Here is a 25,867-nt window from a genome sequence, read left to right as displayed (position 1 = left end):
TGAATATCGTAGTGTTAAGATTAAAAAATTAACGCTAACCATTTATGAACAAGATTTCCCTTACCTCGAGTGTAATGTTTACCATTACCTTGTTGTTTTTATCCGCGACTCAACTATTTGCACAGAAAATCTCGTTAAGAGATTTAACCCTTGAACATTTAGTGAATCCTTCCAGTATTGATAACCCTAAACCACGGTTTAGCTGGAAGATCGTTTCGAATATTAAAAATACGAAACAGAGTAATTACGAAATTAAACTGGGTACTTCGGCAAGCATTGATAAAGTTTTCTGGAAAGCAACAGTTAATAACGATCAATCGGTGCTGGTTACTTATGATGGACCTCAGCTCTCGTCAAAAACAAAATATTACTGGCAGGTTAGGGTAAAAGATAATCATGGTAATACGTCTGCATGGTCGCCGGTTCAGTTTTTTCAAACGGGTTTAAAACCCGAAGACTGGAGTGCGAAATGGATTTCGGTAGAGGGAAAAGATACTGCGCTGGCCAGTCCGCTGTTCAGAAAGGAAATCAACCTAAAAAAGGATGTAAAAATCGCAACAGCCTATATCACCGCAAAAGGGTTATATGAAGCCCATATTAACGGTGAACGCGTGAGCAATGCCTACTTTGCGCCAGGCTGGACGAGTTATAAAGACCATATCCAATATCAGGTTTACGACATCAAAAAATCATTAAAGAAAGGTGCTAACGTAATCGGCGTTTCACTTGGCGATGGCTGGTACAAAGGCCGCATCGGTTTTGGTTACCAGAAACAGTTTTATGGCGATGCCAGGGCATTATTGCTACAGCTTGAAGTGGAATATACCGATGGAAGCAAAGAAACCATCATTACCGACAACAGCTGGAAAACTGCTTATGGCCCAATACGCGCCTCCAATATTTACGACGGTGAAACTTATGATGCCAGGCAGGAGATAGCGGGCTGGAACAATACCGGCTTTAAAGAAAGTGCCGGTTGGAAACCTGTTCAGGAACTAAACAAAGGACCAGAAAAACTGATTGGGATGAGCGGACCACAAGTAAGCAAACATGAAGAATTTAAGGCCCTGAAAATATTTAAAACCCCGTTTGGCGAAACGGTTGTCGATTTCGGACAGAATTTAGTGGGTTGGGTAATGCTAAAAGCCAAAGGTGCTGCAGGTACAAAAATTACCATCAGCCATGCCGAAGTATTAACCAAAGAAGGGAATTTTTATACTACCAATCTCCGAACAGCCAAACAACAAAACAACTATATCTTAAAAGGCGATGCTGAGCAGATATTCGAACCACATTTTTCTTTTCAGGGATTTAGATATGTAAAAATAGAAGGTTATCCTGGGGAACTTAAGTTAGAAAACCTGACCGCTGTAGCGGTTTATTCGGATATGAAAACGAGTGGGAAATTTAGCACTTCAAATGCGCTCTTAAACCAATTGCAACATAATATCTCGTGGGGACAAAAGGGCAATTTTGTTGATGTTCCAACTGATTGTCCACAAAGAGACGAACGTTTAGGCTGGACAGGAGATGCACAGGCATTTGCCACAACGGCAGCTTATAATATGGATGTATCGGGCTTTTTTACCAAATGGTTAAAAGATGTTGCTGCAGATCAGTTGCCAAACGGGAGCGTACCGTTTGTGGTGCCAAATGTATTGAGCGATAGGGATGCGGGATCAGCTGGCTGGGCGGATGTGGCCACCATTATTCCCTGGGATATGTATATAGCTTATGGAGATAAAGGAATATTGGAAGCACAATATGGCAGTATGAAAAAATGGGTGGATTATATCTCCTCAGTATCTAAAAACAACCTTTGGAACACGGGATTTCATTTTGGCGATTGGTTATTTTACCGTCCCAATGATGATAACGATGGCCGTGCTGCGGTTACGGATAAATACATGATTGCCCAAACATTTTATGCACACTCTACACAGTTGCTCTTAAATGCAGCAAAAGTATTGGGTAAAACAGATGATGTAACGAAATACAGCGCATTATTGGAGCAGATCAAAGCGGCTTATATTAAAGAAAATATGACACCAAGTGGCAAACTGATCTCGAACACCCAAACTGCTTATGTGTTGGCGCTACAGTTTGATATGTTACCTGAAAACCTGCGTGCCCAGGCTGCTCAAAGATTGGTAGATAATGTAAAAGATTACGGAAACCACCTCACCACTGGCTTTTTGGGCACACCATACCTTTGCCATGTATTGAGCAGATTTGGTCACGAAGATGTGGCTTATGATCTGTTGATGCAGGAAAGTTATCCTTCATGGCTTTACCCGGTTAAAATGGGTGCAACAACCATTTGGGAGCGTTGGGATGGAATTAAACAGGATGGATCTTTCCAAACGGCAGATATGAATTCGTTTAACCATTATGCTTATGGCGCCATTGGCGATTGGATGTATAAAAATATAGCCGGCATCAATCCTGTGTCTACTCAACCGGGCTATAAAAGCATCCTGATTGCACCCCGGCCTGGCGGAAAACTAAGCAATGCATCTGCAGAACTGGAAACAGTTTATGGTACCGTTAAATCGTCGTGGACCATTGCAGACGGTGTTTTTAAGCTCGATGTAACCGTTCCAGCCAATGCGACAGCTACCGTAATACTGCCAAAAAGCGATAAAAAGGAAGAAATTGGCTCTGGCAGCTATCATTTTGAATATAAATATTAATCGTTAATATTGCAGCTTCACTGAAAGTTGTATCAATATATAAATTTGTCATCCTGAGCTTGTCGAAGGACTAGCTTAAATGCATGATCAGGCGTTTCGACAGGCTCAACGTGACAGATTAATTGAATTATGATGCACTTTCCATCAGATGCAGTAAAAATTAAATGTACAGTAAAGAAGAATCAGCCCGTTTACGCCAACAGTTTTGGATCAGTTTTGGACAATATATGAAACCCGTTCCTTCGGCCAGCGGTTCGACTGTAAACTGGACCAACTATAAAACAGGGGTGAAAAACATCTTCTTTAAAATGGATGTCGACAGCAAAAAAGCTTTTATCAGCATTCAGCTTTCACACCCCGATGCCGATATCAGGCACCTCATATTCGAGCAGTTTGAAGCGTTTAAGCTGATGTTTACCAATACGGTAAATGAAGAGTGGGACTGGATCAAAGATGCAACAGATGATTTCGGAAAAACGGTATCACAGATTTCCATCAGTATTAAAGGGGTGAGCATTTTCAACCAACAGCACTGGCCAGAACTGATCTCCTTTTTTAAACCCAGGATCATTGCCCTTGATGAATTTTGGGACAATGTAAAACCCGTTTTCGAAGATCTGGTTTAATCGGTCAGGTTGAGTTGTGCGATGCGGTCCTTCGAAAATTTAATTTCTTCCTTATCATCCATGATGCTCGGCTTGCTTTTTAAATAGAGGTTATAATATTTAAGTGCACTTTTTCCCTGTTTTAAACGCGTATCGTAAAATACAGCCAGGCGGTAATATAAAGTTGGTGTGGCCTTAAACTGTAACCCTTTTTTATATGCAGCATTGGCCAGTGGCAGCTGGTTGTTTTCTTCGTAAACCAGCCCCAACAACGAATAATAACTGGAGGTATTGGGCGAAATGGCCTCATCGATTGTTTTTTTGGTGTAAATAGCTGCTTGTGGATAATTTTTCAATGCGCGATAACTGAGTGAGGTATAATATAAAGTAGCCTCATTTTCCATCGCAGCTTCTTCCAGTAGTTTAAACAGGTCGATGGCTTTCTGATATTTTTTGCTATAATAATAAGCCTTGGCTACGTCTTTTATCACTCCTGCATCGGCACCATCTTTCAGTAACTTCTCTCCTGCAGCAATTACTTCAGCATACTTTTTGAGTTGGTTGGCAATGGGAAGTTTTGCCCGCTGTAACACCAGGTTATCACTATCTCCTTTAATGGCAATATCAAGTACATCATATGCTTTTTCATATTGTTGATAATTGGCCTGTACCTCTGCAAGATCGGCAGCTACATCACCTTCCAGTGGATTGATCTGGTTGGCCTTTAAAAGGTAAATGCGTTTTAATGAATCATCTTTTGGCGAGCTGTACAGGTTGGCCATCAGTTTTTGCACATTGAAGTTATTGCTGTCTATTTTTACAATTTCACCATAATACAGTTTGGCTTTTTCGGTATTGCCCCTTTTGGTATTGATGTTGCCCAAACTGAAGAGTATAGGCAGGTTCTGTGGTTGCAATGCATAAGCCTTACTGTAAAATTTTTCTGCTTCAACATTATTGCCCGCCATTAAATAGCAATAACCGATCTGACTGAGCGTTTTAAAATCGTTTACTTCTTCTCCATAAATTTCCTTCAGGTACTGCGCGGCATCAGCATAACGTTGTGTCTGGTAAAAATCGAAAAGTTTCTCCTTATCAACGCCAGATGCATTTTGTGCGTAACCTGTTAAACCTAAACTTACTAATATCAACAATGTGCATAGCTTTCTCATGACCGATAATTTTAAACTAATTTATTAGTTGTTTTTGATAATTCCAAATTTAACTGTTAAAAAACGGGCGCATAAAAACAAAATAGAGGCTAAGGGGTTTATAAGGAATAGTTGAACTAAAAAAATAAGACCTATGAATACTTTAAAGAAGTTTGAATTAATGGAAAAGATCGTGCGTGAATTGGAAGATTTGCAAAACTCTCAACAGGCACTTATTCAGAAAATTGGTAAGATTGAAGTCGATAATATCGAACTGGGCGATAGCCGCCTGGAAAAAGATTTACCAGATATTCATCAAAATTTAGCTGATAACTTAGATACTATTTCGGGAATTTTAGATTACTTTGCAGGTAAAACACAAAACTTTGGTGATAAAAACAATGTGGATGCTTTAAAAGAACAGGAAGCCATCAACAATGCCACCAGCTAAAATTAAACGCATATGAAATTTTTATCTTTAACCGTTGCCTTTTTGCTTGTTGGCCTATTCGCCAGCGCACAGGTATTGCCATCATTCCAGCTGGGCATTAAAGCTGGTGCAAATTTTTCGAAATTTGATAGTGAAAACACTTTTAACAGTAATAACCGCACAGGTTTTTACGGTGGTCTTTGGGCCAGGGTAGGTGCAGCAGGTGTTTACTTCCAACCGGAACTTTATGTTTCAGGAAAGAAAGCAGATTTGGTGAGTGATGCAACGGGAGAAGTAAATAAAGTACGTTTTACAAGTTTGGACGTGCCTTTATTGGTAGGTACCAAATTTGGTGCCGCTGGTATTGGTCTTCGCTTAAATACCGGACCAATGTTTTCATTAATCTTAGATGAAAACCAGAGTTTCGGTCAGGCGGCTGGAAGCGTTTTTAGGGCAGATTTTAAAAATCAGGCTCTGGCTTGGCAGTTTGGTGCTGGTTTAGACCTTAAAAAATTAAGCTTTGATGCGCGTTACGAATTGGGTTTATCAAAAATTAATAAAGCAGGCTATCCTGGTACTAAGTTAAACTTATTTACAGTTGGCTTAGGTTACAGGATTTTGTAACTGATATTAAAATTGTATAAAGGGTGCCCATTTAAATGGGCACCCTTTTTTTGCGCCTTATATTTCTGTGTTAAGCTGATCAAGCTAGGGTTTTAATCAAACAAAAATAACAAGCTGAAAAACGCAACATATATGCTAAAACGATTTATATTTACATAATTGCAAGTATAAAAATATGATGAGATATTCTTTTGCGAAAGCGTTATGCTTTTTTATGCTATTTGGCGCTAAGTGTGTGGTGGCCTCAGCACCTCAGCCAAATATTACAACTGTTGGTCCGGGCGTTAAAATAATCAGCACTGGTCAGCCTGATAAATTCACTCCATACAGTTTTTGCAATGAGAAACCCAGGGCTGCAGCAATGGGCGAATTGACCAATGGGAAACTCCCATTTGAGCTTTCAGAAATAGAAATCTCGGTAAATGCCCGGGGAACAGTTGTAAAAATCCCCTTAAGTGACGATGAGCAGTTATATGGCTTCGGGTTACAGATCGGTTCTTTTAACCAAAGAGGCTTGAGGAAAAAACCGATTGTGAATGATAATCCTTTAAATGATCTCGGTTATACACACGCACCATCCACCTTTTATGTTTCTACCAAAGGTTATGGTATATTGATCAATACCTCACGTTATACCACCTTTTATTGCGGAACCACAAATGAGCTGAAAGATGATTCAAATCAACCGGCAAAAAGTTTCGGTGCAGCCAATTCTGTGGAAGATTTATATCAAAACCGTAAACAAGCTGCGGGCAAGGTGGTTGCGGATATTCCGGGCGCAAAGGGAATCGAAATTTTTATCTTCGAGGGGCCAGACCTCCTGACGGCGCTGAAGCGTTACAACCTTTTTTCTGGCGGCGGTGCGCTACCACCAATGTGGGCGCTGGGGGTGAAGTATCGGGTGAAAGCTGATTTTAATCAAAGTCAGGTCGGTGTGGTTGCAGACTATTTTAGAAAGAACCATATTCCATGTGATGTTATTGGTTTGGAGCCGAAATGGCAAACGACTGCTTATTCGTGCTCTTACGTTTGGAACGAAAAGTTTTTCCCATCTCCAAATAAATTTACAGATACGATGTACAGAAAAGGATTTAAGTTAAATCTTTGGGAACATGCCTTTGTAAACTCGGCTTCCCCGCTTTATAATCAACTCAAAGGCCGTGCTGGAAATTATTTGGTGTGGAATGGTTTGGTGCCTGATTTTGCAGACCCTTTAGCGCGTAACCTGTTTGCAGACTACCATAAAAAAACATTCGTTGAGAAAGGAATTTATGGATTCAAAATGGATGAGTGCGACAACTCCAATTTAAGCTATGGCAGTGCTACATGGAGTTTTCCAGAACATAGTGAATTTCCATCAGGCATTGATGGTGAACAAATGCATCAGGTATTTGGACTGCTCTATCAAAAAAGTATCTATGGGATATTTAAAGATTTGAATAAACGGACCCTGCTCGACGTAAGATCCTCAAATGCATTTGCATCTTCCTATCCCGCGGCCATTTACACCGATATTTATGGACATAAGGATTATATTGAAATGATTGGCAATTCAGGTTTTTCAGGCTTGATCTGGTCGCCGGAGGTTCGTGAATCAAACTCCATTAGCGACCTTATGAGACGGAGCCAGACTGCGGTACTGTCTGCTCAAACGCTTTACAATTCCTGGTATCTTCAAAATCCACCCTGGTTACAGATCGATAAGGAAAAAAACAATAGGGGCGAACTGATGAACAATGCGAAAGAAGTAGAAAATGACGTCCGTAAACTGCTCAATTTCAGAATGAGTTTAATCCCTTACCTGTATAATGCTTTTTCAGAATATTACCTACAAGGTACGCCACCATTCAGGGCACTGGTAGTTGATTATCCGGACGATAAAGCTGTTTATAACATTGCTGATGAATACATGATCGGGCAAGACCTGTTGGCCGCACCCTTGACAGAGAAAGCGGAAGAAAGAAGCATTTATCTTCCAAAAGGAAACTGGTATAACTTCAATAGTAACAAAAAATACGAGGGAGGGAAATCTTATATTATAAAAGTTGGATATACCGAGCTGCCCTTATTTGTAAAAGAAGGAGCAATATTACCACTTGCAAAACCACTCGAATATATCACACCACAGAGCCAATTCGAGATTACCTGCAATTTATATGGAACGCAACTCCGTAAAACAACTCTGTTTGAAGATGATGGCACTACTTTTAACTACCAGGATGGGAATTATGGAATTTTAAGTTTGGAATATGTGAAGGGAAAAGGAATAGTTAAGCGGACAGATCAAAAAAGAAAATCGTTATACAACATTAAAAACTGGAACCAAATCCAATAAACATATAGCATAATGTTGTTTCCTGATAGAATTTAGTCTTCCTTTTCCGGTTCAACCTCGGTAAGCTCATAAGCGAACGAACCATTTTTAGGTATAATTGGTGTAGCCCTGCCCACACTTAAGGCTTTTATAAACGACGCACCGAAGTAGAATATTAAGGATGAGTAAAATACGAAAAGCATAATTACGATAATCGATCCTGCCGAGCCGTAAATATTACTGATGTTGCTTAATGGCAATAAAATCCTTAAAATATATTTTCCTGCGGTAAACAGGCATCCGGTTAATAGTCCACCAGAAATAGCTGCCCGCCAGGTTGGGCGCCCGTTGGTTAAATAACGGAACAATATGGTAAACCAGGTGGTTACAATCACCACAAATACCAACTGATTAATTACTGAGGTGAGGATCAATCCAAAAGAAGGCGCGCCATTTTTTAAATAAGCACCGATAAAGGCTTGTACACTATCGGCCAATAAACCGATAAAAAACAAGATGCCGGCTAAGAGAATAATGGTAACTGATATCGCCCTCGATTTAAGGGTACTAATGATTCCCTTTTTGTCTTTTTGGGCAATGTTCCAGATCTGCTCCAGGGAGTTTTTAATCACGTTGAATAAAGTTGTAGCAACGAAAAGGAAAAATATAAAACTGAACAGGGTAACATACCAGGCCTGATCGATGCCGCGGATATTTTTTAAGGTCGTTCTGATCTGTAAAATACTCTCATTGTCGAGAATACTGGCCAAACGCTCGAACAGGTGGGTAGCCAACAATTTTCTATCGGTAAACACCCCGAAAAGCCTGATCAGGATAATTAAAATCGGAGGTAGTGCAAAATTGGTAAAAAATGCAGTTGCACCGGCCAGGCGTAAGGGATCGTTCTGTTGGAATAAATTAAAGGCGTTTTTTATGGTTGAGAAAAAAAACTTCAGATCTTCTGTTATCGATGGCATTACTCCTGCGTTAAACTCAAAAGGCCGAAAATAGTAAAAATACTTTGTTCAGCCTTTTTTATAAATGTTAAAGTTTTCTAATTCGTTTTAGTAAAAACAAGCAGTGTTTTATCGCCATTGAGCAGATAAAGCTTGTTATCAGTTATTTTAGCACTGTTTACCTGGTTAAGGGCATGCAGGTAGGAGCGTTCGGCTGCATCAGTTTCCTGACAGAACATTCTGGTGCCGAAAACATTTTTGACCGTTATTTTATTGTCCACAATTTCGCCCTTGCCACCATAACTATTGCAGAATGACTTTCCACTGATCTTCAAACTATCTGCAAAATTTAGGGTTGCTTTTGCCGAAGCTGGCAATGTTAAACCAGGCAGTTCGGTGAGTTCCCATTTGGTATTGGTAAAACTTGCCGGATCCAGTTTTTCTTTACAAGAACTCAATAACAAAATCAGCATGCTGCAGTAAATAAGGTGTTTCATAAGGATAAGTTTAAATGATTTTGTTATTTACCATCAAAAACTAAACCATAAAAATGCCAAATGGGCTTTTGATTAGGCTAAACTGGTTTTTCAATCTTTAGCCAATGGTGTTTTATGCCGTGGTAATCGAAAATGGAGATACGCTTTAAACCTGCTTTTTCTAAAACATGTATGGATCCAAGATTATCGATATCCGCTATTCCAATAATTTCATCAAGCTTTAATACCTTAAAACCATAATCCCTGGCGGCAATTGCAGATTCTGTGGCATAACCTTTCCCCCAATACCGCTTGCTAAACCGGTATCCCAGATCGTAATAATTACTGTGGTTGTTGTTGGTTTCTTTAATCAGTTTTAAACCCGACCAGCCAATAAAATCACCACTTGCCTTTTCGATCACCGCCCATCGGCCAATACCGTTTTCGATATACTGTTTTCTGATAAATTCGATATCTGCTTTGCTTTGCTCGATCGATTGAACTGGCTTGTTGCCCAGAAATAGGTGCACCTCGTGGTCGCTGTCCATTTCAAACATACCTTTGGCGTCTGCGGGTATTAACTCACGTAAAATCAATCGTGCTGTTTCGGCGAAAATCTTCATAGAGGTTTGATTAAATGTTTTTTGGTTTTAAGAAATTGCCGTCAATAATTAAAAGTTTCACACTTTCTGCCGATACCGACCGGTGCGAACTTAAGTCATCCGAAACCACGTAAGTCATTCCTTCACTAAGTGCGAATGTTGTTCCATCCTCCATTTCGCTTACAAAACTACCAGATAAGCAATGTACGATATGGCCTTTCTGGCACCAATGATCAGCAAGATAGCCGGCGGAATAGACGACTATTCTAAGCCTTAAACCGCCGAAATTCAAGGTCTGCCAGGTTGCTGTACCTGTTTCGCCAGGATATTCAACTTTTTCTACCTGGTTCCAATCTATATTGGTAAAGGGGATCGTGTACATAATACTGTTTATAAGAAAGAAATTGGTGTTTATATTAAGCAGTTTTTGCTGTTAGCGGAAGGCTTGGTTTTCTCTTTAAAATGAGTGCCGCAACTAGTGATACCACTATACCAACAGGTAAAATTTCCATGTAAGTATATAAAATGACCATTATAGGGTACTTATATAATTTTTGATTAAATGCGATCTCTTTTGTCATTTTAGCAAGTTCAGTGGCCGATGTACCGTTACTTTTCGCTTCTCTCAATGTTTGAGCTACATATTTATCCATAAAATCGGGAATAAAGACATAAAAATCAATCAGCCAAACCACAACATACACAGTAGAAGCAATTAAACTAATATAAAGTCCGATTTTAAAGGCTTTGCCAAAAGTGATCAAACCATCATTGTACTTATCCCGGTAGTTTTTTATACCCACAAAAATAAGGGAGAATGCCAATACCATAGAGGCATAGCCAATAAGCATGCTATGCTCTAGACTATCATTTTGACTATGGCGAGCCATAGAAAATATCATTAAAGTTGATACAATTACGCCTGCGATTAATCCGAATACAATTACGTTCTTTTTCATTTTGTTTATTTTATTGGTTTATACCACAAAATTGCTTCGATTATTTTTTTTGACGCTCATACTTTAGGGTGATTTTTAAAATTCCTGACTTTTTAATGCCGATGATAAGTCTATTTAAGGGATAATACTTAATCTTTTAGCAGTCTCAATGGCCTGTGTTCGGCGCTTAACTTCCAGTTTTTCGAAAAGCCTGGCATTATGTGTTTTGATCGTGTTTAACGAAACAAATAACTTTAGGGCAATTTCCTGGTTACTCAAACCTTCCGACATCAATTGTAAAACTTCCAACTCTCTTTTACTGATGTTGAGTTTGCTGAGTTCTTTTTCGTCGAGCACAAATGTTTCAGACTGCTCTATAAAAACCTTCTTTTCGATCAATATGGTTTTGGGCCTGGCTAACTTAAGCGCCAGCCAGATACCTAAAGCGGTAAAGATGATAGCTATTGAACCTGCATAAATTTCGAAGGCATGGTCCATGATCATGAAACGAAGCTCCAGCCACTTCAATAAAAAAAGCAGTATGGCCAGAAATATCCCATATAAGACTACACTTTTATTTTTACTCAGGAAATTCGATGCGTTTGCCATTGCTTATCGGTTAATCAAAAATAAGTAAATTAGTTTTAAGTCATTAATTTTTGGTCTAAAGTTGGGCTTCAGCAGTTTGAAGTATAATTTATTGAAGCCACTAACTGCCCACTAACCTAACCTTTTCTCTACAAAATATATACCTATTGCTAACCTTTTAGGTAAGCAATAGGTAACTGCTAGGTAAGCAAAAGGTAAAGGATAGGTAGAGAAAAGGTAAAGGATAGGTAAGCAAAGGGTTAACCTGGGGTTAACTTGGTACCTAGTCCCGAGTCTGAAGTCCGCAGTCAATTTTGTATTTGGGCGTTTAGCGTCAATAGCCGAAAAAAAATAAACTATTAGTTAGTCCGGAGTCGGAAGTTGAACTTTACCCCAACTCTGTGTGCGCTGTGATATTTTTTGTGGTCTTCGTGGTTAAAACAATGGAAGATAGGTGGATCTGTATAATCAATGGCAGACTATTATACTATAGGTTTGTTCCCGCAGATTAAGAAGATAAACGCAGATAAACGATACGCCCAACTCGGTGTGCGCTGTGATATTTCTTTGTGGTCTCCGTGGTTAAAAAGATGAAATATAGGTGGGTCTGTATAATCAGTGGCATACTATTAGACTATGGGTTTTTTCCGCAGATTAAAGAAGATAAACGCAGATAAACGATACCGCCCAACTCGGTGCTCTGTGATATTTCTTTGTGGTCTCCGTGGTTAAAAAGATGAAAGATAGATGGATATGTATAATCAGTGGCATACTATTAGACTATGGGTTTTTCCCGCAGATTAAAGAAGATAAGCGCAGATAAACGATACGCCCAACTCTGTGTGCGCTGTGATATTTCTTTGTGGTCTCTGTGGTTAAAAAGATGGAAGATTGGGAATGCAACGCCCAACTCAGTACCCTTTGCGCCTCCTCTGAGGTTAAAATAAAAACACAACTGATTCTCACCAGATCAGTTTTTTCATTAACTGCCGTAATTTTCTGGTGACTTTGATAACAGAAACGCAATAAAGATTATAAATTAGCAAAAAAAATAAATAAATATACCTATGAAAATTACGCTTTATGCACTCTTCCTTTCCGTTGTTTTATTCGGTTGCGGTAGTTCAGAAAAAACCTACAAGGCAAAAGCATTTGCTGCCAACGAAGATTTTAATGTCTTCCCTAAATCAAAGAAAAACATATTGACTATTGTAAGAACCGATTCGGGCGCTTCAGCTGCTGCAGATCGTTTTGCCATCCAGTCTAAAGATACAACCATAACCATTGATGATGCACCAAATGCGGCTGCAAAGAAATTTTTGCTTGCTTCTTTTATCAATACCCAAAAAACGGCTGTATTGGTACAGGTAGCTAGCGAAGCAGGTAAAATGGCGCCATTTTACATCATCACCGTAAAAGATGGTGTAACAGAGGTGGTGAGTTTAAACAAAGCTTCAAAAGGTGCTGAAGATAAAAAATATACCAACGGTCTTGAGGAACTTACGCGTAGCAACATCCTAGTTAATAACGATTTCTTTATCACTACCATCAATTCGAGAGTATATCCCATCAAGAGACAAAATCCTGATGAACGCATTCAAGGAAAGTTTTTTATGTACTCTAGCGATAAAACAACATTGGTATTTTTAACCGCTAATTCTTTATACCAGGTAAACACGGCTACAGGTGAAACCTTTAACCTGCCTCTGCCAGCATCATTAACTAGTGCACCTGAAACATTGGTTGGAAATATCCAAAGCGGTTATACCTGGGTCGTTAATGCAAATGGCACTTCTTTCTTAAAGAAAAATGCAGATGACGACCGTATTGTAGATATTAAAGAGTTTAAACATTAAAATTCCGTTTAGAATCTGATAGAGAGTAGTTATCAACTGGTTTAAGCTGGTGATAACTATTTTTTTATTTTTAGGCCTTTATGGCCGTGGTACGTGTCTCCACGTACCACTAAATTTTATCAGCTAATTAAACCACCATCGTTCTAAACGTTAGGTTTACCCTTGGCTGATTTACTTTTTTAGTAGGTGGAAGGCGGTGTAGCCAGTTTGTTTGGGTTTCATCTTTCATCACCAGTAAACTTCCGTTTTCCAAAAATAAAGTAACTGTTTCTTTGGTCTGTTTGTGTTTGAAAAGAAATCTTCTTTCGGCACCAAAACTTAAAGAGGCAATGGCCGAATCTTTCGCTAATGCTTTTTCATCATCGCTGTGGTAGGCCATACCCTCGTCGCCATTGTGGTATAAGTTGAGTAAACAGGAATTAAATGCGGTTCCGGTTTGTTCTTCCGAGAGTTTTTTTAATTCCAGCAGTTCTTTTGTCCAGGGGAGGGCCACTTTCGATTTATTGGAATAGGTATAAGAATACGACTCGTCGCCATACCAGGCCACCTTTCTTTTGGTAATGATGTGTTTGCCCATAATAAAGGCTTCATCATTTTTCCATTCGATGGTATTCATTAGCACATCGAAATAGTGATCAGCTTCTTGTGAGGTGAATAATTTTCCGTAATAATTTACAGTTCCGCCGTAGGGCAGGAGGTTATGGTTAATAGCTATTGCTGTGCTGAATAAATCCATTGTTTGTAGGCTATTGCTGATCATTTTACTATTCCTGATTGGTTTTTGCTGCTTCCCATCCAATTATCGCTGTTTTCCGGTTCACACCCCAATGGTATCCGCCCAATGCGCCACTCGATTGGATTACCCGATGGCAGGGGATTAGAAAGGCGACGGGATTATCGCCAATGGCCGAACCCACAGCCCTGGATGCATTAGGGTTCTGCAATTGTTTAGCGATGTTTCCGTAAGTGGCCAATTTACCCATTGGAATTTTTAGCAAAGCTTCCCAAACTTTTAACTGGAAATCAGTTCCTTTTAAGTGGAGTTTAATCTGGTGCAGTTTGCTCCAATCGTGACTAAAAATATACAATGCATTTTGCTGCTCCTTGTCCAGTATCTGTTGGTAGCTGGCTGCAGGAAAAGACCGTTGAAGGTTGGCCAATGCGATGCTTTCATCATCATAAAAAGCAATATGACAGATTCCTTTTAAAGTACTTGCCACAATAATATTTCCAAATGGGCTTTCTGCAAAGCTGTAATTGATGTGAAGGTTTTCGCCGCCGTTTTTATATTCACCAGGTGTCATGCCTTCAATGTTTACAAAAAGATCGTGCAGTCTGCTGGTTCCGGATAAACCGGTTTCGAGGGCAGTATCGAATAAACTTTGATTTTCTTTTAACATTTCTTTGGCGTAGCCAATGCTGATGTATTGCAAAAAGCGCTTTGGTGTGGTACCGGCCCACTCACTAAATAACCTTTGAAAATGAAAGGGGCTTAAATTTACCTGCTCGGCAATTTCTTCTAGTCCCGGTTGCGCTTTAAAATTGGCCTTGATATAGCTGATGGCTTCGGCTATCCTATTGAAATTAATTTCTTCTTGTGCTTTCATGGTCTTGAATAATTTATATCCAAAAGTACTATGGGAAGAAACGGTAAACTACCCGAAACTTGCTATGTTTAATTTAAGTTTTAACCTAGATCTCCATTAATTTCTTGGCTAATACGAGATCGATAGGTTGATCTGTATCAATAGCGAGAAAATACGCAACTTGCCATTGCTGGGTTTTCTCTGCCTGTTTATTGCTTACGGTATCCCAGGGAGGATAAACTCTGATCCCTCTTTTGCCTTCGATACCATTTTTGGTTATAATTTTATGTTGCGCTAACACTGCCTTTGGGAAAATGAACTGGCCGAAATTATTGTTGCTTTTTGCTGTGATGATCGCCAGATCAAAATCATCCTGATCATCAAACGGAGCGGTAATGCCGGCATCATTCCGTTTCCATATCGTAACAAATTGCCCGGTTTTGTTTGGGGTGATTTTTGAAAGACGGTGTTTGATTTTTAAACCGTTTAATTTAAAGGTGCAGGCTAAATATTCCTGACTTTCACTTTCCATTTGTAGGTTGTTGATTTGATAACCTAAAGGATGGTATACCAAATCGGCAGCAGTTTTTAACACAGAAGGCAAATGTTTTATCGGACTTTCTTTTACTGGCATATTCGCTTAAAATCTATAGGGGTACCTGCCAATCAAAATTAAGTTTTTAATGGTGGTTGGTAGCAATTTAATCGATTTTAGCGTGATAATCATAAATAAGGCAGTTGAGAATTGCCATTGTGTTCTACAAAGATAAATTTTGACCACTAAGGCATTAAAATCGTTAAGGAATTAGCTAATTATTTTTCCTCTATAACCGATTCACCTTTCGATCTATCACCCGATGTCCATTCCCATGTTTCATGGAGCCTGATTTTACCGTTTTCCAATAGTTCAGGTGTTGAGTAACAGATCCCGGTCATGAGTTCTCCCTGATGATTTACCTGATGATAACGCATTTCGATACAACCGTTTTCATCAACTAGACCGATTAAATGGCCAGAAATAATTTTACCGCCATCATATTCGGCGGTAAGCACATTACCTCTCTGTTTATATTTAAAAATGGTTTCATTTGAAGTTTCTCCATTTTCAGTATTGCTGATGGGGCTGAAAAGTTTGTTATTATAGTTAATCATAAGGCTATAAATCTAGCAATCCCATCAACAATAAAAAAATCTAACCACACCTTCTTCCCGAATTCCTGTCTTTAAGCGATTTGAACAGGCAATTTTGATTTCCATTAGGCCAACCAAAGCTTTTCTTCTCTTCTAACCAGTAAGAAGCTGTCTCCTTTTAAAATCAGGTATCCATATTCGTAACAGAAAATATAAGTATTTCCATTCTGAGCCGTGTAGTTATAGGTATGGTAGTCAAAATTGAAGCCGGCAGTGATTAATTTTTTTCGGGAAACCTTAACCTTACCATTAGGATTAAGTTGCATGAGGATAGTTCGATTCTTCTTCAAAATAGTGTTTACCCGTTTGATAACCTGGTTATCCTCAATCTTTAAGCGGTTGTTGTAGTTGTTGCGACATGAGTCGTTGCAAAATTTTATATCGGTTCTCCCTTTTACCAGGGTTCCGCAATCTAGAGATAAACGTTCCATAATAATTTCATTTTTTTTATTATGGGATGATGCCCTAAATTATAAAATAAAATGATTGAATGAAAAAAAATAAAAAGCCTCATTTGAGGTTATAAATGCGGTTTATCCAAGTATAAACGTTTATAAACGACTATAAATATTTACAATCCGACTAATTTTTGCCCCTGTTTGCACTTTTGTGGTGTCGGTTATCGTGGTGACAGCTGTTCGTTAAACATTTAGAAACTTAAAATTAAAGATTATGGAAAGTGCAGTTAACAAAGTAGTATTAAGTGGATTTGCAGGTGCAGATGCTGAAGTGAAAGTTGTAGGATCTCATAAAATAGCTAAAGTAAATTTGGCTATAAACGAGTTTTACAGAGATGCTAAAGGTGAGGAAACAAAAAAAGTAAATTGGTTTACCTTAACTTTCTGGAACGCAAAAGCTGAAATAGCGGAAGCGCAGATTAAAAAGGGTACTGGTTTAACCGTAGAGGGTAGGTTAGAAACCGGAGTTTATAACGGAAAGGATGGAAAAAAAAACTATACTACAAACATCATCGTTAGCGAAGTGTTGATCCGAGAAAATGAAAAAGCTACTGCATTTTAGCTTCAGTAAATCCCACCACATGGCGAATAGCTATTGGTGGGATTTTGATTATTAAAGTTTTACAGTTAAGCCAGTGTAAAAATTGATTCCTGCTGCAGGATTAAAATACCTTCCATTTGCAGCATTTAAATCGTTGCCCAGACTATAATTAACATTCAGTAAATTATTTACTCCTGCAAATACTTCGAGATGGGTTTTACTTATCCTTAAATTACGGATGCCGGCTTTTGCTTCTATCAAGTGATACCTTTTTGCAAAAACAGTATTGGCATCATTTAACGGTATGGTAGAAGTATAGTTGTGCTGAACGAACAGGTAAAATGCTTTTGGAAAGTTAAACTCTAAACTCGTAAGCAAGATGTTTTCCGGAACACCAGTCAGTTTGTTACCGCTATAGGCGGTGTTGCCGCTTACAAAATCTTCAAACCTAAAATGGCTAAAAGTATAATTGCTTCTCAATTGCAGTCCTGTTAAAAAAGAAGAAGGATTTCTGATGATCCAGATGGCTGTTTCCAGTTCGATACCTTCCTGTTTGGTTCCGCCGGCATTGATAAAATATTCAGCATCATTTTGATTTAACCTTCTTACGATGGCATCCTTTAATTGATAAAGGAATATATTGCCGTTGGCATAAAAACGGTTGTTCTTTGTTTTGTAACGCAAACCCAATTCATAATTCCAGCCTGATTCTGCCTGCAGATTGTTGTTGATGTTATTGTCGGAAGATCTTACTTCGGCAATGGTGGGTGGTGAGTAACCTTTGCTTACAGAAGCCCTGACCGAAAAATCGTTTGTCAATAAATAAGATAGTGCTACTTTGGGCATAAATTGCGCATCGAATTTCCGCTGTTGAGAAGCAATGGCAACAGGGAAATAACTTTCATATTGATACTTATAGAAATTCAGACTTGAGGCGAGTTCGATCAGCAACTTGCTGTTGATATCGAAGTTTAATCTTAAGTAGGCAAAATCCTGACTGGCTTTTAAACGGTCGGATGCTTGCATGGCAGTTGCTTCTCCGCCATTATTGTTGAAATTATTAATCTGGCTCTTGGTTGCCGAACTTTCCAATCCAACCTGCGCATTAAATTTAAAATCCTCATTTTCCCGGGCATAATCTAAAAATGTGCGTAAGCCCAAAGTGCTTTCATAACGTTTTTCGTAATTGGTGATAAAAGGATTTTTGAAATCGGTATATGAGGTAAACAACGCAATAACATGTTTAAAATGTGTATTGATCTGGTACGAATTGGATAGACCTCCGAAAATGGTTTTATTGTAAATGGCGGCCTGCTGTGAAATGGCACCAGGGATGGTAGGTGTTGCCGGGCGTGCCAGTTTTGGATCCTGATCTAACTGAGTAGCTGTTAAACCTCCGGGAGTACTGTATGCCAAATCACTGTAAAAGGCAAAAGCTTTTAAACTTCCGGCAGTACTGTAGTTCCACTGGTGCATGGTTTGGAAATATTTTCGGTCCATCGCACTGTTCTGACGGAAACCATCGCTTTTCTGATAACCCTCAGTAAAGCTAAAACTGTAATTTTTAAACCGGTGTTTAATGTCGGCGGTTTGATGAAAGAGTCCGTAAGAACCCGTTATGGCAGAAGCACTAATTTCATTCTGAGCAACACCTGGCGGGTTAATCAAAACCGCACCTCCGGTATTTGCCCCAAATATACTGGCTTCGGGTCCTTTATATATTTCGATGGTGCCAACTGCAGTTACATCCAATGCATTTAAATAGGTATTGCCACCAGCATCGGTTAACGGGAAATCATCGACATAAATTTTAATATTTCTAATGCCAAAAGGCGAGCGCAACAAGCTGCCACGAAGCGATAAACGGTAACTGCCTGGCGAACGTTCTTCCATTCTCACTCCAGGCACACTGTTAAATGTACTCACCAATGAGCTGATTTGCTGGTTTCTGATTGCGCTGCTATCAACCAGATTTACAGCAGATACCGATCTTAATAAGGGTTGATGGTTATAATAACCTTTTACCGAAACCTCGCTGAGCTTTTTTACCGAATCGGGTTTGATGCTCTGTGCTAAGCAGGTAAATGAAAATAGAGTAAAGAGTAAGGTAAGGTTCGGTTTCAAGAGGATAAGGATTGATGGTTTAGCCACAGATTTGGCAGATAAATTTAACATATTCTGCGCATCTGTGGCTATTGTATTCATTATTTTGCAGCAACCTTCCAAATTACGCCGCTTACATCATCAGCTACTAAAAGCGCCCCATCTGGTGTTAGGGTAACACCCACCGGACGGCCGTATACTTCTGCCTTATCGGCATTGGCAACAAATCCGGTTAAAAAGTCTTCAGGTTTTCCGATAGGTTTTCCATCTTTAAAGGGAACGAAGGCTACTTTATAACCAGAAATTGCCGATCTGTTCCACGACCCGTGCTGACCGATAAATGCACCACCCTGATATTTTTGAGGGAATTTTGTGCCTTTATAAAAAGCCAGGCCTAAAGATGCCGTATGTGCGCCAACAGGTACATCTGGTGCAATTGCTTTTTTAACCATCTCCGGGTTTTTACCTTTTAACCTCGGATCTTCGTTCTGGCCGTAATAAGAAAATGGCCAGCCATAAAAAGCGCCCGGTTTTACACTGGTAATGTAATCTGGTACCAGATCATCTCCCAATCCATCACGCTCATTAACCGCTGTCCAAAGCATATTGGTAGTTGGTGCCCAATCTATCCCAACGGGATTGCGCAAACCGCTGGCATAAACTTTTTCGCCGGTTCCATCGGTGTTGATTTCTAGTATATTGGCTCTTCGCACTTCATTTTCCATACCATTTTCGCCAACGTTGCTTCCCGATCCAACGGTAACATAAATTTTGCTTTTATCGGCATTGGTAATCAGATTTCTGGTCCAGTGGTTATTGTAACCTCCCGCAGGCAGACTTAAAATCTTTTTCCCTGTTGCCGTTATCTTGGTATCACCGGTTTCATACGGATACCGCCATAAACCATCGGTATTGGCCACGTAAAATGAATTACCGATAATCAACATGCCGAAAGGTTGATTGAGTCCATTTAAAAAGGTAGTAACGGTTTCGGGTTTGCCATCTTTATTATCGTCGCGATAAAGCAAAATGGTATTGGCACTTTTTCCAGGTACTTCAGATTTTGATTTACCCGTTACTGTGTTGGCCACCGCTTCCGCAGTACTTCTTTCTGAATTGGAAAGTGCCACCAAAACATCACCATTGGGTGCGATATAGGTGTTGCGTGGACTTTTGATGTTGGACGCGAATTTGGTCACCACAAATCCTTCAGGGGCAATGGGTGTTTTACCCTCCGGCCAGCCAATTACCTTGCTAAATTTACTTTTGGCGGCGTTGGTATCAGGTGCTGGTAAATCTATTACACCTGCTTTGGTGGTTACTGTGGTATCTTCTCCCTGTTTTTGCGAATTTGAATTCGATTGACATCCGAAAAGAACTGCTGTGGAGAGGATTGATGCGTAAAAAATCTTATTTTTCATGTTAAACGGTTTTAATATCCTTAGAAAAATAACATCGAAATGGGATAGATGTTTTTGATTTGGGCAGAATTGCCACAACCAGGTAATAATAAAAGGAAAGGACCCTGAAGTACCTTCCTTGAGAGAGCGCAGATTGTTATCCCTATTAATACATCGTGATGATGTGCAGGGAAATATTTTTAATATGCTTGATAGAAATTTTAGAATAGTGATGTGCCCTTTCGATCAGAATCTGCTGATCGACAAGACATCAGGCAACCTTTAAGATAAAGGTGTTGACGCAAAGAAATCTGAGCATAATTTTCCGGTTGAGTGATGTTAATTAAAACGATTAGTTAAAACTAAATTACGGTATCATAACCAAAGATTTAGTTAAGGATTTGTTAAATCGTTTATGCAATACAACCAGAATTTTATAGATTTTATTTCACCAGGTTTTCCAGTAGTTTTTTCTCGATATCTTTTGCATTCAAAAGCAGGGCAGAGAACTGAGGATCTGATTTTACCAGTAAAAATTTTCCGTTGGGTAGGATAATTGCTGAAGTACCGCAAGAAGTATTCTCTTTAAATAACAGTTTTTTCAGAAAGCCGGGATCGGTTTCTATTTCCAGCCCTTTTGATTTTACCGGACTAAAACTTTCGCCTACTTCGCGGTATTGATAGATGGCTACTTTTGGTCTGGCTTCGGCCTTTTCGAGAATATTTTTTTGGAATGTCCACCTCACATTGTTTAGAAACTCTGGATTCTGATAACTTAAGCTGTTCCAGCAATCATCTTTATTGAAATCGTATTTGATGATAATGGTGTCTTTAAGTGCCAGCCTTTGATTTTCTTTTAAGAAAAGATGCAACGAGTCTACCTGCGCATCGGTGAGTGTTCCTGCCTGATAACGTTTATTTTCATCCACGTAAAGTTTTGGGGAGCAGCTGTAGATGAAGATGGACAAGAAAAAGATTACAAATATTGAGGGTTTAAAGCTTTTCATGACGAATTTTTTAGTGCGTTTATAGAGATTATTGGTATTGTAAACGATAAAGTTTATGGGTATCATCAACCGAAAGTGCATTTTCGTCAAACCATTTCATAAAACTGTTCCAGTTGGAACCGTTGCCAAGTTGCCATTTATTAAAAGCAACCTCGTCGCCCATCATTAAAATCCAGTGGTTATAAGGCTCTAAAAAGTCTTGCTCGGATAATTTTTGCTGATAATCGAAAAGGATATTCGGAAATTTTTTATCGTTTCCCGCCCCAGTATAACCCTTCAGAAATTTACTTCTAATTTCACTGATACTATTCAATGTGATTTCTTTTTGGCCTGCAGCGGCTAGAGTAAGCTGCATTTCATATACTATTGTAAAAGGCATCTTAAAACTTTTAGGATCCTTTATGGCATCGAGGGAAAGGGTATGGTTTTTGGCAAATGAAATTTTGATTGTGTCGCCATTAATCTGGATCTGATTTTTGTAGGTATCGAAAAGCAGTTTGCTCATCTCGGCGGTACGCTTGGAGTTCCTGTCGAGGTTCATAAATATTTCGCCGTACAACATCCCCCATATTTTTTCAGTAGAACCGAGAAATATTTTTGAGGCCCTGTAATAGTTTGCAGCATATGCAGGTTCCATTTCTATTCCTTTTTCGTAATACTTTAAAGCCGAATTGAAATCTTGTTTGTTCAATTGCATATTGCCCAGCTCGGTATATATTTTTCCAGATTTTGGAAATTTTTTAAGTCCTGTTTCATAGGTTTTCATGGCTTTTTGGGGCTGACCGAGATAATCGTAATTATTGCCAAGTGATTGATAGACCAAATCATAAACATCTTTGTGTTTGGTCAGTTTTTCTAAAATTTCGACTGCTTTCTGGTGGTCTTTTTTGCCGGCATAAGAATAGGCCAGTTCGTAAGGATAAGTAATGTTTTCGGGATCTAATTTTTGAGATTCTTCCAACAATTTGATGGCTTCGTCGAATTTGCCCTGTTCGTCTTCGAGCTTGTAGGCCTCCTGCGCTTTGGTTTTTGCCAACGCCTTATCTTCGGCACTTTGTGCAAAAACAGTTTGAAAGGAGAACAGAATTAGAATGCTGAGGAGTTTTGCGGTAATTTTCATTTGATGAGCGATAATTTATACTATCTATGGATGCGGATAAGCTCCGAAATCCATAGATAGTATATAAATTTATAACTAAATTTTTAAGCTTAAAAATTTAATCAAACTTTTATCAATTAAAGGGCTAGCCTTTCAAAATTTTTGCCTTTTCTGCATCAAATTCTTCCTGTGATAATATTCCGGCATCCAATAGTTCTTTCAAGTCCAATAAAGCCTGCTTTTTTGAAGACATATCGTTTTTTATGGGCGGCGTATTTTGTTCTACGCGAGTAGATTTCAAAGGCTGGTGCAAATCGCTTTTAGGACCAGATTTTAACAGCAGTTCTGTAATTTCGTTAAAACCTTTAATGTTCGAATAATCGATTGCTTTTTGCTCTTTTACGTTTACGATGCTGGGATCGGCCATCTGTTCGATTAAAAATTTTACAGCATCTTTTTTGCCGTTTGCTGCAGCATAATGTAACGCAGTGTTTCCACTTTCATCCTGGATATTCACATTTGCACCTTTTTCCATTAACATTTTTAGCATACTCAAATGCCCGCTTTTTGCTGCTACATGCAACATGCTTTCGCCGCCGTAACTGTAACTGTTATCAAAAGAAAAACTGGCCGAAATGGAAATGTTATTGGCCGTTTCTACCCATTCGAGATACGAATACATCGAGTCGTCTTTACCCGAAAGTGGTTTTGCATAATTTACATCCACACCGTTAGCTAAAAATAAATCGACAATTTCTTTCTGATTATTGGCACAGGCATACCAGATTGGCGAAAGGCCATCTTTTGAGGAAACGAATACATCTGCGCCTTTTTCTACCAGGATTTTGGTAAGCATCCGGTTGGCATCGTAACAGGCAAGCAATAACGCTGATTCCCCAGCGTGGTTAATATGGTTAATGTTTGCACCTTTATCGAGAATGAGCTCAACCATTGGCGTGTTTTTAGATTTGACTGCAAAAATCAATGGCGAATCGCCATGTTTATTGGTGGTATTGATGTTGGCACCAAATTCCAATAGCTTTTGAACAATTTCCTTGTTTCTCCAGGCTGAGGCGATAAGTAAGGGTGTTTCTGCTTCGTTGTTTTCACCATCAACAGCCAAGCCTTTGTTGAGCAGTTTTTCCAGTACCTCGATCTGTCCGCTCTGCGCTGTTAAATGCAACAGGCTGTTCCCCTTTAAATCTTTAATGTCAATTCTAGCTCCCTTATCGAGTAAATAAAGTGCAGTTTGTTTCTGTTTTTGTAAACAGGCAAAGTACAATGGTGTTTCGCCTGCATGGTCTTCGTAGTCTAAGTCTGCGCCGCGATCTATTAAAATCTGAACAAGATCTAAGTAGCCACGGTGGGCGGCATAATGGAGGGCGGTTCTGCCTTTTTCATCGGTATAACCTATTTCTACTTCTCCGTTGGCCAATAAAAGTTCGGCAATTTTTCGTTTGCCGCTTTCGCAGGCAATTATAAATGACATCGACATATATTAAGATTGTTTCATGAGCAGTTCAACAGTTTTTATTTTCAGGTTATCATCCGAAGCGAGCATCAATGCGGTCTGATCTTTGTCGTTCGATACGGCAGTATCTGCACCATTTTCGATCAGGATTTTTACTTTACGATAAGTTTCCTTCGCTTTGTCGGCCTCATAATTTACGTTGTAGGCGCAAACTTTATGCAAGAGGGTATTGCCTTCGTCATCGGTTCTATTGATATCAACCTTTCCGGTTTCCATTACGGCCTGTAAAATATCCGCCTGTTTTTCGGCAATTACATCCAACGGCGTTTTATCTGCGCTATACCATTTGCTGGTTTGGTATAAATCAGCACCATCTTCAATCAGTTTTTTAAGAAAGTTAACGCCGCTTTCGCTGTTCGACATCATACGCACGTATTCGAACAACAGGTTTACCCCATCTTTATTGATCTGATCGAAATCTGGTGAAGCGAAATCGCGCAAGGTATCATATACACTTTCACTTTGCGAATGGACCACTGCATAAAAGAATGCCGAATTCCCATCACGGTCGGTATGATTGGGATCGGCACCGTTTTCGAGCAAATGTGCGATTAAATTTTTCTTGTTAGATTTTATAGTGGTAATGAGTGGGGTTTCTTGTACCACATTACCCTCATTTATATCAACGCCCTCGTTAATCAGGATGTCGATATATCCTTTTAATAAGTCGGTGGTCTGCTCATCATTTAGTCCATAACGGCGGATGAAACTTTTTACCACCTGATGGATATAGTTTTCTTCGGCGTTGGTTTTAAAGTTAGTGGCACAACCGGCATCGATACAGGCCTTGATCAAGCCTAAACTCACTCCGTTTTCGAACAGATAAGCCAATAAGGTTTTGGCATTGACTTCATCATTTAAGTTATCGAAATGCGTAATGAAATCGTTAAAGAATGCGATGTCTTCGTCCGTATTGCCAAGACTGCGGACGATACTTTGAAAAATACTTTTGTCAAAATTATCGAATTCGTAGATGTCGGTTTCGATGGTTTTATCTTTCACCATCATTTTGAGGATTTCGTATTGTTTCTCTCGAACGAGGTTATCCAAAATAGATGATTTTTGATGTTCCTGGATGGTTTTAGAGAGCTTTTCGCCGTTTTGCATCAGTGTTTTCGCCTCTTCGAATTTTCTGGCGTTTAACAGCTGATCTAGGGTAGGTTCGGTCATTTCAATTAAAAAATTTAAAATAGATAGATATATAAGCTTTTGATCCTACAAAAGTTTAGCCAAAATATTAAGAAGGTAAGGTCTGTTTATTTTGAAAGCTTCGCGCCATGGGTGGCGACAAATCATATTAGTGGAGCAATTTGCGCTGTAATAACATTAGGATGTTATCCTTTCTTGTTTGTTGGAAAGCAATTATTGCATTGGTTAGTTTCTTCCTTGACCATTTTTCTGCCACTATGCCGGTTTTCCGTACCACAGGTCCAGGTTTATAGCCCTGATCGAAGCGGTATCCCCGATATTTCATCGGGATATAGCGGAAAGCTGGGGTAACGATAAAAAAAGCGAATGGCCCTGCGCTCCAAACAATTTACCGTCGTTAAAATTTTATTAAGCAAGTGGTACATTCTCATCATAAATATATAAAAAAGCGAATTGTCCTGCGCTCCAAAACAATTACCGTCATTAACATTTTACTAAAGTAATAATGCATCTACTTCATAAATAACATTGTGATGTTCCTTAATTCATTCGATTATTTTATCTTTAGG

25 protein-coding genes are annotated in these 25,867 nt (G+C 39.2%); 7 read left to right on the top strand and 18 right to left on the bottom strand.

Annotation, left to right across the window (positions count from 1 at the left end; all coding sequences use genetic code 11):
• Window positions 1-44 precede the first annotated feature (44 nt).
• Both R2S57_RS06850 and R2S57_RS06845 read left to right on the top strand, forming a co-directional pair.
• Window positions 45-2,693, top strand: coding sequence for a glycoside hydrolase family 78 protein (locus R2S57_RS06850; RefSeq protein WP_316844304.1), 2,649 nt, complete (start codon window positions 45-47; stop codon window positions 2,691-2,693).
• A 164-nt stretch (window positions 2,694-2,857) separates the two neighbouring features.
• Window positions 2,858-3,319: a DUF4268 domain-containing protein gene (locus R2S57_RS06845; RefSeq protein WP_316844303.1), complete on the top strand. Its 462-nt coding sequence runs from the start codon at window positions 2,858-2,860 to the stop codon at window positions 3,317-3,319.
• Here the strand turns inward: R2S57_RS06845 and R2S57_RS06840 are convergent.
• Window positions 3,316-4,470: a tetratricopeptide repeat protein gene (locus R2S57_RS06840; protein ID WP_316844302.1), complete on the bottom strand. Its 1,155-nt coding sequence runs from the start codon at window positions 4,468-4,470 to the stop codon at window positions 3,316-3,318. The two genes, R2S57_RS06845 and R2S57_RS06840, sit on opposite strands and share 4 nt — an antisense overlap.
• A 133-nt stretch (window positions 4,471-4,603) precedes the next feature.
• On the opposite strand from R2S57_RS06840, the gene R2S57_RS06835 reads away from it, so the two are divergent.
• The 3 genes from R2S57_RS06835 to R2S57_RS06825 all read left to right on the top strand — a co-directional run bounded on the left by R2S57_RS06835 (window position 4,604) and on the right by R2S57_RS06825 (window position 7,838).
• The gene (locus R2S57_RS06835; protein WP_121282359.1) at window positions 4,604-4,900 is read left to right on the top strand and encodes a hypothetical protein; all 297 of its coding nucleotides are present in this window, start codon (window positions 4,604-4,606) and stop codon (window positions 4,898-4,900) included.
• Between the two features lie 12 nt (window positions 4,901-4,912).
• On the top strand, window positions 4,913-5,503 hold the full coding sequence (locus tag R2S57_RS06830) for a porin family protein (RefSeq protein ID WP_316844301.1): 591 nt from the start codon (window positions 4,913-4,915) through the stop codon (window positions 5,501-5,503).
• Between the two features lie 175 nt (window positions 5,504-5,678).
• Complete coding sequence (locus tag R2S57_RS06825; RefSeq protein WP_316844300.1) at window positions 5,679-7,838, top strand: TIM-barrel domain-containing protein; 2,160 nt, start codon at window positions 5,679-5,681, stop codon at window positions 7,836-7,838.
• A gap of 32 nt (window positions 7,839-7,870) precedes the next feature.
• Here the strand turns inward: R2S57_RS06825 and R2S57_RS06820 are convergent, their stop codons facing one another.
• The 6 genes from R2S57_RS06820 to R2S57_RS06795 all read right to left on the bottom strand — a co-directional run bounded on the left by R2S57_RS06820 (window position 7,871) and on the right by R2S57_RS06795 (window position 11,398).
• Entirely contained in the window at window positions 7,871-8,794 is a 924-nt protein-coding gene (locus R2S57_RS06820; protein WP_316844299.1) for a YihY/virulence factor BrkB family protein, read from the bottom strand.
• 77 nt (window positions 8,795-8,871) lie between these two features.
• Window positions 8,872-9,270 (bottom strand): META domain-containing protein, encoded by a 399-nt coding sequence (locus R2S57_RS06815; protein WP_316844298.1) that lies wholly within the window; start codon window positions 9,268-9,270, stop codon window positions 8,872-8,874.
• Between the two features lie 77 nt (window positions 9,271-9,347).
• A complete protein-coding gene (locus R2S57_RS06810) occupies window positions 9,348-9,872 on the bottom strand; it encodes a GNAT family N-acetyltransferase (RefSeq protein ID WP_316844297.1) in 525 nt (174 codons plus the stop codon).
• 10 nt (window positions 9,873-9,882) lie between these two features.
• Entirely contained in the window at window positions 9,883-10,233 is a 351-nt protein-coding gene (locus tag R2S57_RS06805; RefSeq protein ID WP_316844296.1) for a DHCW motif cupin fold protein, read from the bottom strand.
• A gap of 34 nt (window positions 10,234-10,267) precedes the next feature.
• The gene (locus tag R2S57_RS06800; RefSeq protein WP_316844295.1) at window positions 10,268-10,810 is read right to left on the bottom strand and encodes a DUF4199 domain-containing protein; all 543 of its coding nucleotides are present in this window, start codon (window positions 10,808-10,810) and stop codon (window positions 10,268-10,270) included.
• A gap of 114 nt (window positions 10,811-10,924) precedes the next feature.
• Window positions 10,925-11,398, bottom strand: a complete 474-nt coding sequence (locus R2S57_RS06795; protein ID WP_316844294.1) for a response regulator transcription factor — start codon at window positions 11,396-11,398, stop codon at window positions 10,925-10,927.
• Between the two features lie 1,046 nt (window positions 11,399-12,444).
• Between R2S57_RS06795 and R2S57_RS06790 the strand changes: the two genes are divergently transcribed.
• Complete coding sequence (locus R2S57_RS06790) at window positions 12,445-13,233, top strand: hypothetical protein (RefSeq protein WP_316844293.1); 789 nt, start codon at window positions 12,445-12,447, stop codon at window positions 13,231-13,233.
• Between the two features lie 127 nt (window positions 13,234-13,360).
• Here R2S57_RS06790 and R2S57_RS06785 read toward each other — a convergent pair whose 3' ends face one another.
• From R2S57_RS06785 to R2S57_RS06765, 5 genes are all read right to left on the bottom strand, one after another.
• On the bottom strand, window positions 13,361-13,969 hold the full coding sequence (locus R2S57_RS06785) for an alpha-ketoglutarate-dependent dioxygenase AlkB (RefSeq protein ID WP_316844292.1): 609 nt from the start codon (window positions 13,967-13,969) through the stop codon (window positions 13,361-13,363).
• 28 nt (window positions 13,970-13,997) lie between these two features.
• On the bottom strand, window positions 13,998-14,840 hold the full coding sequence (locus tag R2S57_RS06780) for a methylated-DNA--[protein]-cysteine S-methyltransferase (protein ID WP_316844291.1): 843 nt from the start codon (window positions 14,838-14,840) through the stop codon (window positions 13,998-14,000).
• An 85-nt stretch (window positions 14,841-14,925) separates the two neighbouring features.
• Window positions 14,926-15,453 (bottom strand): MepB family protein, encoded by a 528-nt coding sequence (locus tag R2S57_RS06775; RefSeq protein ID WP_316844290.1) that lies wholly within the window; start codon window positions 15,451-15,453, stop codon window positions 14,926-14,928.
• 179 nt (window positions 15,454-15,632) lie between these two features.
• Window positions 15,633-15,971, bottom strand: coding sequence for a n-acetylglutamate synthase (locus R2S57_RS06770; protein ID WP_316844289.1), 339 nt, complete (start codon window positions 15,969-15,971; stop codon window positions 15,633-15,635).
• A gap of 104 nt (window positions 15,972-16,075) precedes the next feature.
• The gene (locus R2S57_RS06765; RefSeq protein ID WP_316844288.1) at window positions 16,076-16,441 is read right to left on the bottom strand and encodes a hypothetical protein; all 366 of its coding nucleotides are present in this window, start codon (window positions 16,439-16,441) and stop codon (window positions 16,076-16,078) included.
• Window positions 16,442-16,682: 241 nt separating this feature from the next.
• Here R2S57_RS06765 and R2S57_RS06760 point away from each other — a divergent pair, with 241 nt between their 5' ends.
• Window positions 16,683-17,030 carry a single-stranded DNA-binding protein gene (locus R2S57_RS06760; protein WP_316844287.1) on the top strand — a complete coding sequence of 116 codons (348 nt, stop codon included), beginning with the start codon at window positions 16,683-16,685 and terminating at the stop codon, window positions 17,028-17,030.
• A 51-nt stretch (window positions 17,031-17,081) separates the two neighbouring features.
• On the opposite strand, the gene R2S57_RS06755 is transcribed toward R2S57_RS06760, so the two are convergent.
• The 6 genes from R2S57_RS06755 to R2S57_RS06730 form a co-directional block, all read right to left on the bottom strand.
• The gene (locus R2S57_RS06755; protein ID WP_316844286.1) at window positions 17,082-19,214 is read right to left on the bottom strand and encodes a TonB-dependent receptor; all 2,133 of its coding nucleotides are present in this window, start codon (window positions 19,212-19,214) and stop codon (window positions 17,082-17,084) included.
• Entirely contained in the window at window positions 19,214-20,533 is a 1,320-nt protein-coding gene (locus R2S57_RS06750) for a sorbosone dehydrogenase family protein (protein ID WP_316844285.1), read from the bottom strand. Before R2S57_RS06750 ends, R2S57_RS06755 begins: the two co-directional genes overlap by 1 nt.
• A gap of 422 nt (window positions 20,534-20,955) precedes the next feature.
• Window positions 20,956-21,519, bottom strand: a complete 564-nt coding sequence (locus R2S57_RS06745; RefSeq protein WP_316844284.1) for a hypothetical protein — start codon at window positions 21,517-21,519, stop codon at window positions 20,956-20,958.
• Window positions 21,520-21,547: 28 nt separating this feature from the next.
• Entirely contained in the window at window positions 21,548-22,639 is a 1,092-nt protein-coding gene (locus R2S57_RS06740; protein ID WP_316844283.1) for a tetratricopeptide repeat protein, read from the bottom strand.
• Window positions 22,640-22,763: 124 nt separating this feature from the next.
• Window positions 22,764-24,107, bottom strand: coding sequence for an ankyrin repeat domain-containing protein (locus R2S57_RS06735; RefSeq protein ID WP_316844282.1), 1,344 nt, complete (start codon window positions 24,105-24,107; stop codon window positions 22,764-22,766).
• A 9-nt stretch (window positions 24,108-24,116) separates the two neighbouring features.
• Entirely contained in the window at window positions 24,117-25,319 is a 1,203-nt protein-coding gene (locus R2S57_RS06730) for an ankyrin repeat domain-containing protein (protein ID WP_316844281.1), read from the bottom strand.
• Between the last annotated feature and the right edge of the window lie 548 nt (window positions 25,320-25,867).

The sequence above is a fragment of the Pedobacter psychrodurus genome, assembly GCF_032678585.1.
In the GTDB taxonomy this organism is placed as follows: Bacteria; Bacteroidota; Bacteroidia; order Sphingobacteriales; family Sphingobacteriaceae; genus Pedobacter; species Pedobacter psychrodurus_A.
This window is presented reverse-complemented; position numbering and strand designations above follow the sequence as displayed.

Excerpts from the sequence above, each read along its gene's own strand:
- R2S57_RS06775 (WP_316844290.1), bottom strand. The coding sequence starts at position 15,453 with ATGCCAGTAAAAGAAAGTCCGATAAAACATTTGCCTTCTGTGTTAAAA.
- R2S57_RS06740 (WP_316844283.1), bottom strand. The coding sequence starts at position 22,639 with ATGAAAATTACCGCAAAACTCCTCAGCATTCTAATTCTGTTCTCCTTT.
- R2S57_RS06770 (WP_316844289.1), bottom strand. The coding sequence starts at position 15,971 with ATGATTAACTATAATAACAAACTTTTCAGCCCCATCAGCAATACTGAA.
- R2S57_RS06790 (WP_316844293.1), top strand. The coding sequence starts at position 12,445 with ATGAAAATTACGCTTTATGCACTCTTCCTTTCCGTTGTTTTATTCGGT.
- R2S57_RS06745 (WP_316844284.1), bottom strand. The coding sequence starts at position 21,519 with ATGAAAAGCTTTAAACCCTCAATATTTGTAATCTTTTTCTTGTCCATC.
- R2S57_RS06820 (WP_316844299.1), bottom strand. The coding sequence starts at position 8,794 with ATGCCATCGATAACAGAAGATCTGAAGTTTTTTTTCTCAACCATAAAA.
- R2S57_RS06765 (WP_316844288.1), bottom strand. The coding sequence starts at position 16,441 with ATGGAACGTTTATCTCTAGATTGCGGAACCCTGGTAAAAGGGAGAACC.
- R2S57_RS06845 (WP_316844303.1), top strand. The coding sequence starts at position 2,858 with ATGTACAGTAAAGAAGAATCAGCCCGTTTACGCCAACAGTTTTGGATC.
- R2S57_RS06810 (WP_316844297.1), bottom strand. The coding sequence starts at position 9,872 with ATGAAGATTTTCGCCGAAACAGCACGATTGATTTTACGTGAGTTAATA.
- R2S57_RS06730 (WP_316844281.1), bottom strand. The coding sequence starts at position 25,319 with ATGACCGAACCTACCCTAGATCAGCTGTTAAACGCCAGAAAATTCGAA.
- R2S57_RS06850 (WP_316844304.1), top strand. The coding sequence starts at position 45 with ATGAACAAGATTTCCCTTACCTCGAGTGTAATGTTTACCATTACCTTG.
- R2S57_RS06800 (WP_316844295.1), bottom strand. The coding sequence starts at position 10,810 with ATGAAAAAGAACGTAATTGTATTCGGATTAATCGCAGGCGTAATTGTA.
- R2S57_RS06840 (WP_316844302.1), bottom strand. The coding sequence starts at position 4,470 with ATGAGAAAGCTATGCACATTGTTGATATTAGTAAGTTTAGGTTTAACA.
- R2S57_RS06795 (WP_316844294.1), bottom strand. The coding sequence starts at position 11,398 with ATGGCAAACGCATCGAATTTCCTGAGTAAAAATAAAAGTGTAGTCTTA.
- R2S57_RS06815 (WP_316844298.1), bottom strand. The coding sequence starts at position 9,270 with ATGAAACACCTTATTTACTGCAGCATGCTGATTTTGTTATTGAGTTCT.
- R2S57_RS06755 (WP_316844286.1), bottom strand. The coding sequence starts at position 19,214 with ATGAATACAATAGCCACAGATGCGCAGAATATGTTAAATTTATCTGCC.
- R2S57_RS06750 (WP_316844285.1), bottom strand. The coding sequence starts at position 20,533 with ATGAAAAATAAGATTTTTTACGCATCAATCCTCTCCACAGCAGTTCTT.
- R2S57_RS06825 (WP_316844300.1), top strand. The coding sequence starts at position 5,679 with ATGATGAGATATTCTTTTGCGAAAGCGTTATGCTTTTTTATGCTATTT.
- R2S57_RS06760 (WP_316844287.1), top strand. The coding sequence starts at position 16,683 with ATGGAAAGTGCAGTTAACAAAGTAGTATTAAGTGGATTTGCAGGTGCA.
- R2S57_RS06830 (WP_316844301.1), top strand. The coding sequence starts at position 4,913 with ATGAAATTTTTATCTTTAACCGTTGCCTTTTTGCTTGTTGGCCTATTC.
- R2S57_RS06780 (WP_316844291.1), bottom strand. The coding sequence starts at position 14,840 with ATGAAAGCACAAGAAGAAATTAATTTCAATAGGATAGCCGAAGCCATC.
- R2S57_RS06835 (WP_121282359.1), top strand. The coding sequence starts at position 4,604 with ATGAATACTTTAAAGAAGTTTGAATTAATGGAAAAGATCGTGCGTGAA.
- R2S57_RS06785 (WP_316844292.1), bottom strand. The coding sequence starts at position 13,969 with ATGGATTTATTCAGCACAGCAATAGCTATTAACCATAACCTCCTGCCC.
- R2S57_RS06805 (WP_316844296.1), bottom strand. The coding sequence starts at position 10,233 with ATGTACACGATCCCCTTTACCAATATAGATTGGAACCAGGTAGAAAAA.
- R2S57_RS06735 (WP_316844282.1), bottom strand. The coding sequence starts at position 24,107 with ATGTCATTTATAATTGCCTGCGAAAGCGGCAAACGAAAAATTGCCGAA.